General features: G+C 56.6%; 9 protein-coding genes. 5 read left to right on the top strand and 4 right to left on the bottom strand.

Annotated elements, in window-relative coordinates; genetic code table 11:
• Positions 1-42: 42 nt before the first annotated feature.
• Together RDA78_RS14430 and RDA78_RS14425 are read left to right on the top strand one after the other, a co-directional pair.
• Positions 43-717, top strand: coding sequence for a class I SAM-dependent methyltransferase (locus RDA78_RS14430; protein WP_434055992.1), 675 nt, complete (start codon positions 43-45; stop codon positions 715-717).
• Between the two features lie 138 nt (positions 718-855).
• Positions 856-1,608, top strand: a complete 753-nt coding sequence (locus RDA78_RS14425; protein WP_434055991.1) for a class I SAM-dependent methyltransferase — start codon at positions 856-858, stop codon at positions 1,606-1,608.
• A gap of 50 nt (positions 1,609-1,658) precedes the next feature.
• On the opposite strand, the gene RDA78_RS14420 is transcribed toward RDA78_RS14425, so the two are convergent.
• Positions 1,659-4,145, bottom strand: a complete 2,487-nt coding sequence (locus RDA78_RS14420) for a M10 family metallopeptidase C-terminal domain-containing protein (RefSeq protein WP_434055990.1) — start codon at positions 4,143-4,145, stop codon at positions 1,659-1,661.
• 181 nt (positions 4,146-4,326) lie between these two features.
• On the opposite strand from RDA78_RS14420, the gene RDA78_RS14415 reads away from it, so the two are divergent.
• Positions 4,327-4,488: a hypothetical protein gene (locus tag RDA78_RS14415; RefSeq protein ID WP_434055989.1), complete on the top strand. Its 162-nt coding sequence runs from the start codon at positions 4,327-4,329 to the stop codon at positions 4,486-4,488.
• 591 nt (positions 4,489-5,079) lie between these two features.
• On the opposite strand, the gene RDA78_RS14410 is transcribed toward RDA78_RS14415, so the two are convergent.
• The 3 genes from RDA78_RS14410 to RDA78_RS14400 form a co-directional block, all read right to left on the bottom strand.
• Positions 5,080-7,962, bottom strand: a complete 2,883-nt coding sequence (locus RDA78_RS14410) for a hypothetical protein (protein WP_434055988.1) — start codon at positions 7,960-7,962, stop codon at positions 5,080-5,082.
• Positions 7,963-8,042: 80 nt separating this feature from the next.
• Entirely contained in the window at positions 8,043-8,540 is a 498-nt protein-coding gene (locus tag RDA78_RS14405; RefSeq protein WP_434055987.1) for an integrase core domain-containing protein, read from the bottom strand.
• A gap of 557 nt (positions 8,541-9,097) precedes the next feature.
• Positions 9,098-11,458, bottom strand: a complete 2,361-nt coding sequence (locus RDA78_RS14400; protein ID WP_434055986.1) for a M10 family metallopeptidase — start codon at positions 11,456-11,458, stop codon at positions 9,098-9,100.
• A 592-nt stretch (positions 11,459-12,050) separates the two neighbouring features.
• On the opposite strand from RDA78_RS14400, the gene ggt reads away from it, so the two are divergent.
• Together ggt and RDA78_RS14390 are read left to right on the top strand one after the other, a co-directional pair.
• Positions 12,051-13,751 carry a gamma-glutamyltransferase gene (gene ggt / locus RDA78_RS14395; RefSeq protein WP_434055985.1) on the top strand — a complete coding sequence of 567 codons (1,701 nt, stop codon included), beginning with the start codon at positions 12,051-12,053 and terminating at the stop codon, positions 13,749-13,751.
• Positions 13,748-14,707, top strand: a complete 960-nt coding sequence (locus RDA78_RS14390) for a 2-hydroxyacid dehydrogenase (RefSeq protein WP_434055984.1) — start codon at positions 13,748-13,750, stop codon at positions 14,705-14,707. Before ggt ends, RDA78_RS14390 begins: the two co-directional genes overlap by 4 nt.
• The last annotated feature ends 244 nt before the right edge of the window (positions 14,708-14,951 follow it).

Genomic DNA, 14,951 nt, shown 5'->3' with positions numbered 1-14,951 from the left:
TCTAATACCTGCCTTTTCGCTCATCCCGGGATAATAAAGTCGTTGGAAACCCGAAACACAGAAACTGCTCCAGAACATGACTTTTCATTCCGATCTGGTGAACGTCAAACGTCCGGCACTCTTTGTGGTATCAGGGCAGATCATCGCAACCGCTATGAATTTGGCATTAACGCACTGGCCCAAACCGGCTTTGGGCTGGACGTTTTTTGCGGCAATGGTTATGGCACATACATGATTGCCGAACAAGGTAACCAGGTCCTTGGAATCGACGGCTCCGCTGAAGCGATCACGTTTGCGAATCAGACCTATGCGACGGATGCGACTTTCTTTTCGCACAAGGTTTGGCCCTTCGCCTTTCCAGAGAATGCATTCGATTTTGTGTTCTGCCTGGAGAGCATTGAGCACATCGCCAATTATACTGATTTTTTGGAGTGCATCCGCAAGGCCTTGAAGAAGGGTGGGACGTTAGTTCTCTCAACGCCAAATGAAGAACTATTCCCTTTCCAACCGGATTTGCACCGGCACCACGTTAAGCACTTCACGCATTCAGAAGTACGGTCTCTCGTCGCCGAATTTCGCCTGGACCTTCTGGATTGGGGCGGACAAGACGTTTATGATTTTGTGGATGGTGCACAGAAGCAGCGAGCGGACGCAGACCAGTGCGTTCAGAGACGAAAAAATGGTCAATTTAATACGTTCATTTGCGAAGCAAAGTAATATACCAATGTCGCTCTAACGATCAGGTATGAAGGAACGTAGATTGCGCCTTACGATGTGTAGTCAACAACTTCTGCTTCGTGAAACTCGACAAAGTGTGCTTTGCATAAGCAATGCAAATGTTAGGAAAATTTGACCGTGACCACAAGGAATCAAGAGTTGCGCCGATTTGCGCACGACGCAAATCGTGCTTTGGAGATAGGCGCGCTTGCGTCTCCCGTGCTGCGCGATCTCGGGGCCCGCGTCAGATACATTGACCATTGTACAACTGAAGAACTAAGAAAAAAGTACGCTGGAGTTAGTAAAAATATTTGCGAAAACTTGGTAGATGTTGACTACGTTTGGGTGAGTGGCCCGATCGACCAAGTACTGACCGACTGGTCAGACGTCGACCTAATTGCAGCTTCACATGTGATCGAACACGTGCCAGACATCGTCGGGTGGTTGCGAGAACTCGGAAAAATCATGTCGGAAACGGGTCGTATTTCACTCGCAATTCCGGAAAAAACAAGAATATTCGATCTTGCCCGTGCGCCGTCGACCCTTGGAGACGTACTGGAGGCCTTTTACGCAAAGCGAAAAGAACCGTCGCTCAGACAGGTCATCGATCATCGTCGGTACGGCGGAAGGATAAACGGTCTGAATTTCTGGCAGCACGAAGCAAAACCGGAAGAGCTTGAACCGTTGATTTCGGATGTCAATCAGCTCTCAACCTTCATTGAACGTTACCATACCGGCGAATACATCGATACGCATTGCTGGGTTTTCACCATTGAGTCATTCAGATCAATCATCGAAGATTTAAACCGGCTCAAATATCTCGATTACAAAATCGAGGGAGTGCCACAAGTGTTTGGGCATGAGTTTATCGTTCACCTCAAAAGGCATTGAACTGCAATCACTCAAAGTGTGCGCTCAATCTACATTCAGTCTTCTTGCGTTTAACCAAACAAGTCTACTATCGAAATTCCGCTAAGGTCCGAAAGAACGATTGTATCACCGCTGTTCAAAGTCAGGATCGTATCGAGCTCAGAGCCGCCAAATACATTCGCTTCGTGAGAGCTCACCACGGAAAGGCCGGACGCGAAATACAGTTCGTCCTCTCCAACGCTGAAGTCACTTATCACGTCGTCGCCGTCGCCGAACCGAAACTCGAATGTGTCGGCGCCTGCACCGCCTGACAACAGATCGTTTCCTTCGCCGCCAACAATGTGATCGTCGCCGGCAGCTCCCCAGAGCCAGTTCCGACCGGAATCTCCCCTCAGGCTGTCGGAGTAGTTGCTGCCGTACAGATGTTCGATGCTGTCGTATGTGTCACCGGCTGCTTCACCCGTGTTGTTTGCCGAGTGGGCCAGATCCGCAGTCACCCCGGACGTTGCATCCGAATACTGGGCGCGGTCGTCTCCCGCGCCGCCGATCAGCGTGTCCGCGCCTTCCCCGCCAATCAGGACATCCGCACCTTCGCCGCCCTCCAGCCGGTCGTTTCCGCCCCAGCCCCGCAGCGTGTCGTTGCCAGAACCACCCCAGATCGAGTTCTCGACCGAGTTTCCCCGCAGGCTGTCGGAGTAGTTGCTGCCGTACAGATTTTCAATGCTGTCGTATGTGTCGCCGGCTGCTTCACCGGTATTGTTGGCCGAGTTTGACAGATCCGCGGTCACCCAGGACGTCGCGTCCGAATACTCAGCGCGGTCGTCTCCCGCGCCGCCGATCAGCGTGTCCGCGCCTTCACCGCCATTCAGGACATCCGCGCCTGCACCGCCGTCCAGCCGATCGTTTCCTTCGCGGCCATAAATGTGATCGTTGCCTGAATCACCCCAGATCCAGTTCCGACCGGAATCTCCCCGCAGGCTGTCAGAGTAACGGGTGCCGTACAGATGCTCAATGCTGTCGTATGTGTCGCCGGCTGCTTCACCCGTATTGTTGGCCGAGTTTGCCAGATCCGCAGTCACCCCGGACGTTGCGTCGGAGTACTGGGCGCGGTCGTCTCCCGCGCCGCCGATCAGAGTGTCGGCACCTTCCCCGCCAATCAGGACATCCGCGCCCTCGCCACCGTCCAGACGGTCGTTTCCGCCCCAGCCCCGCAGCGTGTCGTTGCCAAAAGCACCCCAGATCCAGTTTCCGACCGAGTTTCCCCGCAGGCTGTCGGAGTAGTTGCTGCCGTACAGATGTTCGATGCTGTCGTATGTGTCACCGGCTGCTTCACCGGTATTGTTGGCCGAGTTTGTCAGATCCGCGGTCACCCAGGACGTCGCGTCGGAGTACTGAGCTCGATCGTCTCCCGCGCCGCCGATCAGCGTGTCCGCACCCTCTCCGCCAAACAGAACGTCGGCACCCTCACCTCCGTTGATTACATCAGCGCCATCACCGCCACGCATGGTATTGGCGAGGGCATTCCCGATCAGCGTATCGTTCCCGCTGCCGGCAATCGCATTTTCGATCCAGGTATCGATCGCGATCCCGATATTGAAGGTCATCGTGCTGGTGGTACCGCCGGCCGATGAATAGTTTCCGGGTGTGAGATCAATGATCGACCGCAGTGCAAAGCCTGATAGGTTGAGCGTATCCATGCCGCCGGCATCGTAGATTGTAAGCACCGGATACCGGTTCAGGCTGAAATCAAACAGATCGTTTCCGGCATTGGAATTGAAACCGTAGACGGTGTTACCGGTCCGGGTCGTGGTATCGGCGCCATAGATGGACTGAATGGCGAGGATGTCGTGCACCATCGGCGTCTGCGAATACCGCCAGCCGGCTCCGCCGTCCCAGTCCGCGCCTGTGTAAGAAGCGTCGAAATAGGACATGACCGTCCATTGCTCGGTATCCCGTGCATATTCGGCGTGGGTTTCATAAGTGATCTTTTCGTCACCGTCGCCGGCATTGTAGGCACCGGGATGACTGAGGCCGAGCGCGTGACCTATCTCGTGCAGGTAGGTTGTCCGGTCATATTCGCCGGGATCGGGATCATAAAGTTCCGGATCATTTTCGGCGTTGTACCAGGTTTCTCCAGCATAAGGAAATGTCCCGGGATAGTAGGCGTGGGCATAGCCGATATTGCTCGTCGTGTTACCGAAGTTGATGTCGGCATATTCCGGATCCTCGGTGTCTTCGACCAGGGACGGGGCAATCAGATCATCCCAGAGCGCAAGGGTCAGCCTTGCGACGGCCTTCTGGGTATCCGTGAATTCCGAGAACCCTTCTGTCTCGTAGCCAATGTCCCAATCTGGGCCCGACAGTAAGAAACCGAAAGAGATGATCGTTGTGGACCAGTATCGGCCGGTATCCATCTGATCAATGACCTCGTCATTGTCCAGGACGGGCTTGTCCGCAATCGCTTCTGCATCCACCGGTTCGGCGACAAAGTCACCGTTGGAGTCACCACTGCAAATGGGACAGGCGCAAAATCCGAACTCTATATGTCGATCGTTCATCGGTTCCGAACCACCAAAGTTTTCCTCAGAGCCAGTCACGCCCGAAGGGTCAATCTGTTGAGCAAACTTGCAGAGCAGCGTGGATCTGAAGTCTTGTGCACACAGCCTGGTCATGGTCCTTCGCACCGCCGGAACCTGAGTGCCGGGGCGATACGCTGCGCATCCGGCGGAAGCTGTTTCCGTGAGCGGCATCGTCAGAATGACCAAGGCTCTGCAAACGGATTGCCACAATGAGCAAGAAGGCGTTATGCCGTTAGCGCAATGTCTGATTGCGGCCAAAGTCAAACGTCAGCCGGAACGAGCCAAAGCTGAAACGGAGACAGTGTTTTTGGATCGCGCTTAAGCTGGTCCCGGACACTTGCTTCGCAAGACGACAAAGTCCGTCTGACTTAAAAGCCGATGCTCGTCCGAATTATTTCGGCATCCAATGCCGAGGGGCGATGCGCAGCATCGTTGCGAGGGGCTTTGCGGGTTGGATGTAGTGCCAGTCGACACCAGTCTTCTGGGACCGACACTATTTGAGAACAGCGATGCTGTTCAATTCGGTTCCCTAGCACTGCCGGAAGATGGACTTGCAGCTTCGCCTTGCAATAGAGGTGTTCTCGGTATTCTGGTTCATTCGGACGGTCTCGACCCCGGTGATGAACTCATAACTGAAGTCAATTTGGTTTGGATCGTTTTGACCAACTGCGAGAAGCGAAAGCGCAGCAAATGTGGTTCGTTTTCAAGCCTTTCGCAACGCCGAGGAGGAGCAAGCCGGTCAAATCCGAAGGACATGGAAATGGCGTCACCCCGTGGCGTCAGCGTGCTTGAGCGGGCAAAAAGCCCGCTCCGCACACCCGTCCTGACGGGATTTCGCCATTTCGCATGACTTTTCAGTCTCGTTTAGGGATCCGTCACCTAAACTGCCGAGGTTCGGGGATCTCAGGCCAGTTTACCCAAACAAGTCCACCACGGAAATTCCACTGAGGTCCGAGAGAACAATCACATCCCCGCTGTTCAGCGTAAGAATGGTATCGAGCTCAGAGCCGCCAAATACATTCGCTTCGTGAGAGCTCGACACGGAAAGGCCGGACGTGAAATACAGTTCGTCCTCTCCAACGCTGAAGTCGCTGATCACGTCGCGACCGTCACCTGACCCAAACTCGAATGTGTCGGCGCCTTCACCGCCTGACAACAGATCGTTTCCTTCGCGGCCAACAATATGATCGTCGCCGGAAGCGCCCCAGAGCCAGTTCCCGCCGGAATCTCCCCGCAGGCTGTCGGAGTAGCTGGTGCCATACAGATGTTCAATGCTGTCGTATGTGTCGCCGGCTGCTTCACCGGTATTGTTGGCCGAGTTGGCCAGGTCCGCGGTCACCCCGGACGTTGCGTCGGAGTACTGGGCGCGATCGCCTCCCGCGCCGCCGATCAGCGTGTCCGCGCCCTCACCGCCAATCAGGACATCCGCGCCCTCGCCACCGTCCAGCCGGTCGTTTCCGCCCCAGCCCCGCAGCGTGTCGTTGCCGGAACCACCCCAGATCCAGTTCCCGACCGAGTTTCCCCGCAGGCTGTCGGAGTGGATGCTGCCGTACAAATGTTCAATGCTGTCGTATGTGTCGCCGGCTGCTTCACCGGTATTGTTGGCCGCGTTTGACAGATCCGCGGTCACCCAGGACGTCGCGTCGGAATACTGAACGCGATCGCCTCCCGCGCCGCCGATCAGCGTGTCCGCACCTTCCCCGCCAAACAGCACATCAGCCCCGTCGCCGCCGTCCAGCCGGTCGTTTCCGCCCCAGCCCCGCAGCGTGTCGTTGCCTGAATCACCCCAGATCCAGTTCCCGATGGAATTGCCCCTCAGGCTGTCGGAGTGGTTGCTGCCATACAGATGTTCAATGCTGTCGTATGTGTCACCGGCTGCTTCACCGGTATTGTTGGCCGCGTTTGACAGATCCGCGGTCACCCAGGACGTCGCATCCGAATACTGAACGCGGTCGCCTCCCGCGCCGCCGATCAGCGTGTCCGCACCTTCCCCGCCAAACAGAACGTCGGCACCCTCACCACCATCGATGTCATCGTCGCCATCACCGCCCCGAATGGTATCATTCCCAGTTCCCCCCGAGATATGGTTGGAATTGGAATTACCCCAAAAACGGTTGGAACCATCGGAAAGTTGGCTGATTTCCAGATCGTAGATCTTCCCATTAAATGCGTTGCCGTATGCAGACGAACCCGCATTACTGCTCCAGCCAAGCCCGCCTATCTGAGCATACTCGTTGTTGTCTTCGAAGTTGATATTGAGATCTTTGGAGCCAATCAGCGTGCCGTTCACGTAGGCCGCGACACCATTGTCCCCAAACTGCAGTTCCACAGCATAGAGTTGGCCAGTCTTGATGTTGCCAAGCGAAAACTTTGCCTCTTCACTATCGCTTTGGAAACGGGCATACAGCACGCTCCCTTCCAGCCACACGGCGATATGGTTCCCGCCGCCGCTGAACTGATTGGCGTCCTTGGAGAACAGTCCTTGGCGACCATTCAGATCGTTCGCCGAAAAGCCAAACGAAATGATACCGTTGCCGACCTCCCAGTCACTGCTGTGGGCGACATTTACGACGCTGTTACTGTTCCCGTTGAAGTTTGTTTCGCCTTCAAGAGCAAACACCACGGTTCCGTCCGCAGGAGTGTAACTCGAACTACCGTCTGAAGTGTCCGTCTCAGGCTCAGGTTGAGGCTGCGGGTCTGGCTGACCGGGCGAGTCAGGAGTGCTCGTTCCCGAAAGGGTTCTGGTCTCCACATTCCCGGAGAGAAGGTCGTTGAGGTAATCCAGCGCGCCGTAATGCTTGGCCAGGGATCCTTCGACCGGAAGATAATCCTGCCAGGTATCCCCATCCCCCTGGAAGAGTTTGCTTATGTCGTAATCGCGGCCGTAGAAATAGTTGTCACCGATATTGGATGACTTGGTTTCGTCGGTAAGGATCTTCGCGATATTGCCGGTAACCGTTGTGCCAGAGTTGTTGTTTCCGGATTTCTCGGCCAGAATGATACTGCCGCCGCCGTCTTCATTTGGGATCAGCGAGTTATTCCGGACAACGACGTTTTTCTGACCGCCATTTATGTAGATTGAGTTCGGTGATCCGACGCTGATGAGATTGTCTTCGATCAGGATATTCTGGTAACCGCCGCTGCTGGGGTCGGAGAGAAAGATACCTTGCGTGTAGATGGCACCGGTATCCCTGTCGTCAACGATCAGGTTCCGGCTTATCACGATGTCGTGGGGTGTCGAGCCGCCATAGGCGAAGAACTGGATCGCATCCGCATGGTCGACCGAGCCGTCGCTGTAACGCACCGGCATCGCATCAAACAGAATGTTGTTGTCGATCAGGCCGTCGTAGCTGTCGCCGGTGACGCGGAGCAGATCCGACTGCACGTGATGCACATAGTTGTTGGTCACCGAAAAGTGGCGGACATCATTCAGCGTGATGCCGTTGTAGCCGCCGTCTACTTCGTTGTTGTCGATATCCGCGTGGTAGACGTTGCTGAAATAAATCTTTGTGTGCGAATCCTTGATCGCGATGTGGCTTGAATCGTAGACCTTGAAATCGTTGGCATCTACGCCCTGAATGCTGATATTCTCTCCGTTGGTAATATTGATTTTACCGAAGTCCGCACCCAGGGTGTTCTCTGCAACTATCGTAACGGTACTGTTGTACTTCTCGTTAGAGATGTACAAGTCGCCATAGTAGCCGTCTTTGAGGACTATCGTTTCCCCGCCTGACGCATTCGAAAGAGCGTTTTTTAGCTCAGAGCTGTTCGAAACGGCGATAGCAGTTGTAGACATAAATTTCCTCTCAAAACCGCCAAGTTGATAGGAAACTAGCAAGCCGCTGTTGAGTGCGGGTTTAAAGTTAACGTCATTGTTTATGCAAATTTTATCCATTTGCGTAACCGTAGGAGCAACCTCTTCACTGCATTCCGCATCCTCCAGGGATTCGCCCGCGTTTTCAATAAATTGCCATCGATTTCAACCAGGTGTTTTAACGCTTGGGAAAAACGCGAAACATTCAAATTTCCCTCAGTATTTTTCGCATGCAGCAAAAATACCGTGCAAAACGCGGACACGACGAGAAGCAAAGGCGGAAAAAGCGAGGCTGACCCAGTTGCCTGATCCGGGCCATTCAAGCGTAGGATCCGTTCATGTTTCTTTCTGATGTTTGGTTTGGCGGTCAAGACCTGTTGAGCGGGGCAATTGCGTCGCTCACGCGAAGCAGGCCGGCTTGTAGTGAGATGCCTTGCATAGTCGGCCGGGGCAATCCCATCCAGGGATGTGTGTGGTCTTGTTGTGTTGTAGTCCTTCCTCCGGTTCTCGATGATGGTTCTCGCCTCGGCGGGCGACGAAACGGTGTTTCGTTGATGCATGTATCCCTGAAGCTAACGTCGAAACTTTCAACGAAACCGCTCGGCATCCAATGCCGAGGGGCGATGCGCAGCATCGTTGCGAGGGACTTTGCGGGTTGGATGTAGTGCCAGTCGACACCAGTCTTCTGGGACCGACACTATTTGAGAACGGCGATGCTGTTCAATTCGGTTCCCTAGCACTGCCGGAACATGGACTTGCAGCTTCGCCTCGCGATAGAGGTGCCTCGGTTTTCTGGTTCATTCGGACGGACCTGACACCAGGTGATGGACCCATAAATGAGACTGAAATGGCATGCGAAATGGCGAAATCCCGTTAGGAAGGGTGTGCGGAGCGGGCTTCCTGCCCGGTCAAGCACGCTGACGCCACGGGGTGACGCCATTTCCATGTCCTTCGGATTTGACCGGCTTGCTCCTCCTCGGCGTTGCGAAAGGCTTGAAAATGAGGGACATTTCCTGCGCTTCCGCGCCTTGACGAGAAGCAAGTCGCCTCAAACCATTTCAGTCTCGTTTAGAGGTCCGTCACCTAAACTGCCGAGGTTCGGGGATCTCAGGCCAGTTTACCCAAACAAGTCCACCACGGAAATTCCACTGAGGTCCGAGAGAACAATCACATCCCCGCTGTTCAGCGTAAGAATGGTATCGAGTTCAGAGCCGCCAAATACATTCGCTTCGTGAGAGCTCGACACGGAAAGGCCGGACGTGAAATACAGTTCGTCCTCTCCAACGCTGAAGTCGCTGATCACGTCGCGACCGTCACCTGACCCAAACTCGAATGTGTCGGCGCCTTCACCGCCTGACAACAGATCGTTTCCTTCGCGGCCAACAATATGATCGTCGCCGGAAGCGCCCCAGAGCCAGTTCCCGCCGGAATCTCCCCGCAGGCTGTCGGAGTAGCTGGTGCCATACAGATGTTCAATGCTGTCGTATGTGTCGCCGGCTGCTTCACCGGTATTGTTGGCCGAGTTGGCCAGGTCCGCGGTCACCCCGGACGTTGCGTCGGAGTACTGGGCGCGATCGCCTCCCGCGCCGCCGATCAGCGTGTCCGCGCCCTCACCGCCAATCAGGACATCCGCGCCCTCGCCACCGTCCAGCCGGTCGTTTCCGCCCCAGCCCCGCAGCGTGTCGTTGCCGGAACCACCCCAGATCCAGTTCCCGACCGAGTTTCCCCGCAGGCTGTCGGAGTGGATGCTGCCGTACAAATGTTCAATGCTGTCGTATGTGTCACCGGCTGCTTCACCGGTATTGTTGGCCGCGTTTGACAAATCCGCAGTCACCCAGGACGTCGCGTCGGAATACTGAACGCGATCGCCTCCCGCGCCGCCGATCAGCGTGTCCGCACCTTCCCCGCCAAACAGCACATCAGCCCCGTCGCCGCCGTCCAGCCGGTCGTTTCCGCCCCAGCCCCGCAGCGTGTCGTTGCCTGAATCACCCCAGATCCAGTTCCCGATGGAATTGCCCCTCAGGCTGTCGGAGTGGTTGCTGCCATACAGATGTTCAATGCTGTCGTATGTGTCACCGGCTGCTTCACCGGTATTGTTGGCCGCGTTTGACAGATCCGCGGTCACCCAGGACGTCGCATCCGAATACTGAACGCGGTCGCCTCCCGCGCCGCCGATCAGCGTGTCCGCACCTTCCCCGCCAAACAGAACGTCGGCACCCTCACCACCATCGATGTCATCGTCACCATCACCGCCCCGAATGGTATCATTCCCAGTTCCCCCCGAGATATGGTTGGAGTTGGAATTACCCCAAAGACGATCTGCGTAGCTCGACCCAATGACACCCTCGATGCTGTTGAATTGATCGCCGAAGGCGTCACCGGTGTTCAATTCAGTGTTTGCCAAGCTGACGGCAACCCCCGACAACGAGTTGGCATAGGACACGGTATCATTCCCGCCCTCACCGAAAAACGTATCCCTGCCGTCATTGCCGATGAATGTATTGGCAGCAGCATTTCCGATAAGCGTGTCGTCTCCGCGACCCCCGATCGCATTCTCGATCACCGTACCGCGGGCTATCTGGAGATTGCCTGTATGTCCACGCACATCCGAGATCGCTTCTTCGTTCAAGTCGATGCGCTGGTCGGAATTTTCAGACGAAAAATCGATCGTGTCGTCGCCGCCGTCATCTATGATCGTGAAGCTGATACGCTGGTCCAGGCTGCTTATCTGCTGCATCAGGTCGCCTGAATCGGCGTTGTCGCCATAGGTCGTGTCGCCGGTCCGGGTTGTTCCGGTGGTGCCGTAAAGGTTCCGGATCGCGATGACGTCCGCGACTTGAGGCGTCAGCGCATACGCATAACTGGCGTTGATGGCGGTGTTTTCGTACTGGCTGAAATAGGACATGACCGACGCCTGCCAGGAGTCGTTGGCATAGTGGTTGCTCGTCCCGTAGTTTGCAGAGCCGTTGTAATTTCCCGCATGCCCGAGACCAAGTGCATGCCCAATCTCGTGAATGTAGGTCTGAAGCGCGTAGGAATTGATGTTGGAACCGTAGTAGTCGACCCATCCCGTGCCGACGTTGACGAAGCTCGCGGTCAGGTTGGATCCGCTTCTGTAGGAGTAGTTGTAGGCGCTGTAGGCTTCCGTATCATCGAAGCTGATATTCGAGCTTCCCGAGGTGAAGGAAAAACTCAGTCCCGTCGCGTCGGACCACAATTCCAGCGCGTTGCGTGCCAGGGACTGGCCGTCTGACGTCAGCCCCGTGATGTTGACCGATATCGTTCCGCCGACACTCACGTTGAACGCGCGCGCGCTGCCGCCCCAGTAGCCGTTCGTCAGCTGATCGGCGATCTGGTCCGCAGAGAAAAACGGCGTTGAATTTGACGTCGTCGACGACCCGGTTTCGCCTGTATTGGCGACTTCGCTGCAGCTGAACCCTGCAACAACCTTAAAATCATTTTCGCGGCCGGTCGCCATGCAAAGATCACACATCGATCTTATGTAACCCCACTGAAAAATCTATCGTATCTGTTATGCCAGACTGTGACTGCAAGAGTGGGAGCGGGAATATCCGGCATTTTCCGGACTGGTGCCGCCTCCCACACGTCTTGCGTCACCGGTAAAATTACGGTCTCAAGTGTTAATTTATTTTGAGCGTGTTTAAGACGGCTTGAGGAATTGTTTAAAGTTTTAACAGTTTTCCGGCGTCGCTCGTGATCGGCGCGATCGAAGACGTTCTGCGTACGGCAGCCAGGCCGAAAACGTGCGGGTTGTTCCTCTGGACGAAGACATCGCAATCGTGACGACTGCAGTAGCCTGGCCGCACACGCGCATGCGCCCGTGACAGACCAGGCCGTCGACGTGTTGCGAAACCTGATGTCGCGCGATTGGCAGACGCGGGAACACACCGGAGGGTAGGAAGAGTTCGTCCCCTGAGCCAGACGGCAGAACAGTCATTCTTTGTCCGGGAGCCGGACAAGGTGTGCTCGGATCAAAGGTTATTTCCCGTGTGGCGAATCCCGCCACCTGCGGCTAACCTTGCTGCACACGTCCGGCGATTGGAACCTTGATGTCACGTCCCCTCCCTTTCTCTTGCGAAAAACGGCCGGCGACCGGTTCGATCGGCATGGTTGTCACCAATCATCCGCTCGGAAGCGCTGCGGGAACCGAGATGCTCAGTGCAGGTGGCAATGCAATCGATGCCGCCGTTTCAGCGCTGCTGACCCTGACGGTGGTCGAACCGATGATGGTCGGCATTGCGGGAGGCGGGCTCTCTCACGTCCGCCTTCAGGACGGCACACATGTGGTCATGGACGCGCTTTCCTGTGCGGCGAAGTCCATGCATGCCGGGATTTACGAACCTCTTTCCGATACCCCTCCGCACCATATGGACGTCAAGGACAAGCGCAACACGGTCGGGCCCTCAGCCGTGGCGGTTCCCGGCAATCTGGCAGGCTGGTGCCGTCTTCATGAGAAGTACGGCAAGCTGCCGTTTGCCGACCTCGTGGAGCCTGCCATTCGTGCGGCAAGCAAGGGTTTTGTGTCCACCCACTATCTCAGTGGCGCGGTCAATGAATTCAGGGAAGATCTCGGCAAAGATCCCGAATGCGCCAGGGTTCTGATGCCCGAAGGCCGGCCACCGCGTTTTGGTGAGCGGATCTTCATGCATGACTATGCCGACAGCCTCCGACTGATCGCCAGGGAAGGCGCTGCCGCGCTGCATGGCGGTGCGCTCGGCGCTGCACTGGCCGACCGCCTCGCAACCGGCGGACCGAATACCGGATGGGTGACGCAGGAAGATCTGAGGACCTACAGCCCGGTTGAGCGGAACGTCATCGTCGGGAACTATCGCGGTTTTGAAATTGTCGGTCCGCCACCGCCCGCCTCGTCAGGTGTGCACATCGTCCAGATGCTCAACATTCTGGAGGCATTTGACATTTCAGGGCTCGGGTTTGGCAGCATTGAGGCGCTGGACCTTCTGGCGCGCACGATCGCAATCGCTTTCGAGGACAGGCGGGCCGCCTCGGGAGATCCGGACTTTGTCGACGTGCCGGTCGCACGCCTGACATCCAAGGACTATGCAACCGATTGCCGCGAACGCCTGGGGGCAGGCCTACGATCGGCGCCTCATACGGAGAGCGCGGACACGACGCATGTCACCGTTGCCGATAGCGACGGCAACATTGTCACCGCCACGCACACGATCAACGGTCTGTTCGGCGCCCGCATCATGGTGCCGGGCACAGGGATCATTCCCAACAACTACATGATGAACTATGACCCGCACCCGGGCCGTGCCCTCTCCATCGAACCCGGCAAACGGGTACCGACCTCCATGGCGCCGATGATCGTCAGCAAGAACGGCACGCCCCGGTTTGCACTGGGTCTCCCAGGAGGGCTCAGGATCTTCCCATCCGCGATGCAGGCCATCGTCAACCTGATCGATCATGGCATGAGCCTGCAGGAAGCCGTCGAGGCACCGCGTATCTGGACCCAGGGGCAGGAAGTGGAGATCGAAAAACCCCTTGCTCCGGTTGCCGAAGGCCTCTCGCAAAAGGGACATGAGGTGAAGGTGGTCCCGCACATCGGCGGCGGCATGAATGCCATCAAGTTCGATGAGACCACTCTCACCGGTGCCGCCTGTTGGCGCGCGGACGGAACTGCAATGGGGATTGGCGGCGGCCTTGCTCGTCCAGGTGTCCGGTTCTGGCCGGACAAGGCACCTGAAGGTGACGAAGGTACAGGCAGCAGGAACGAGGCAAAGCTTTGATCCAGCTTGTCATTCTCGACCCCGTTTCCGAGGACCGGCTTGAACGCTTTGCCGGCTATCTGCCAGAGGGCTGGAACCTGGAAAATGCCGCGTCGCGCGCACGCGAGGATCAGTTCGCGGCCCTTGAAGGTACGGACTTTGCCATCACAGCGGATGTTCCGGTGACGGCGGACATGATGGCCGTACCAGGCCTGCGCGCCATCCACAAATGGGGCGTCGGTTATGACAATATCGACTGCGAAGCGGCAAAGGCCCACGGCGTGCGTGTCCTGCGCACCACGGGTTCCAACGCGCTATCGGTTGCAGAATCGGCTCTTGGCCTGATTCTCGCCCTCAACAGGAACCTCGTCCGCGGCCACACTGCCGTTCTGGCGGGACGCTGGCCAAAATCCGAGCTTGGTACCACATCACAGCGCCTGTCCGGAAAGACGGTCGGGATTATCGGGCTCGGATATGTCGGAAAGGCGCTTGCGGGTCTGCTCCGCGGCTTCGGCTGCGACATTCTTTACACCGGGCGCACGCGTCTGGACGCGGAGGCCGAAGCAGCGCTGGATGTCCGTTTTGCATCGCTGGAAGAGCTTCTGGCCCGCGCGGATGTCGTCAGCCTGAACTGTTCGCTCAACGAGGACACACGCGCGATGATCAACGCGCGCACGCTTGCCCTGATGAAACGAGGCGCGCTGCTGGTCAATGTCGCGCGCGGGGGCATTGTCGTGGAAGCCGATCTTGCAGAAGCGCTCAAGTCGGGTCATCTGCGCGGGGCGGCGAGCGATGTTTACATGGAGGAGCCGGTCACGGCGGACAATCCGCTGCTCGGACTGGAGACGGCGGTCAACACCCCGCACATTGCCGCCGTTTCGGCCGATACGTTCGAACCGACCGTGACGAGAATGATCCGAAATCTTCGCGCACTTGACGAAGGCCGCGAGCCCCCTGATCTGGATGTGCTGGTTTGACCTGGCGATCGTTACCTTCCCGCCCGCGCCAGCTGTCTCATCCAGGTTGTCGCTTGAACTAGTGCGGTGAATTTGAAGTTCGCATCATTGCTCCCGCAGTCTCCGAAGCGAACTTCAAATTCGTAAACCGCACTAGAAACATCGACTTGCTAGTCACCTTCTTGAATCTGAAGTTCGTTCGAAGACCGCTGCAAAATGAGTCGAACTTCAGATTCAGGTGACTAGGTGACGGACTCATAAATGA

It is taken from the genome of Roseibium sp. (assembly GCF_051016195.1).
GTDB lineage: Bacteria > Pseudomonadota > Alphaproteobacteria > Rhizobiales > Stappiaceae > Roseibium.
This window is presented reverse-complemented; position numbering and strand designations above follow the sequence as displayed.

Bases quoted from the DNA above. Each gene is read 5' to 3' on its own strand.
- RDA78_RS14420 (WP_434055990.1), bottom strand. From the start codon at position 4,145: ATGAACGATCGACATATAGAGTTCGGATTTTGCGCCTGTCCCATTTGC.
- RDA78_RS14410 (WP_434055988.1), bottom strand. From the start codon at position 7,962: ATGTCTACAACTGCTATCGCCGTTTCGAACAGCTCTGAGCTAAAAAAC.
- RDA78_RS14405 (WP_434055987.1), bottom strand. From the start codon at position 8,540: ATGCATCAACGAAACACCGTTTCGTCGCCCGCCGAGGCGAGAACCATC.
- RDA78_RS14400 (WP_434055986.1), bottom strand. From the start codon at position 11,458: ATGGCGACCGGCCGCGAAAATGATTTTAAGGTTGTTGCAGGGTTCAGC.
- ggt (WP_434055985.1), top strand. From the start codon at position 12,051: ATGTCACGTCCCCTCCCTTTCTCTTGCGAAAAACGGCCGGCGACCGGT.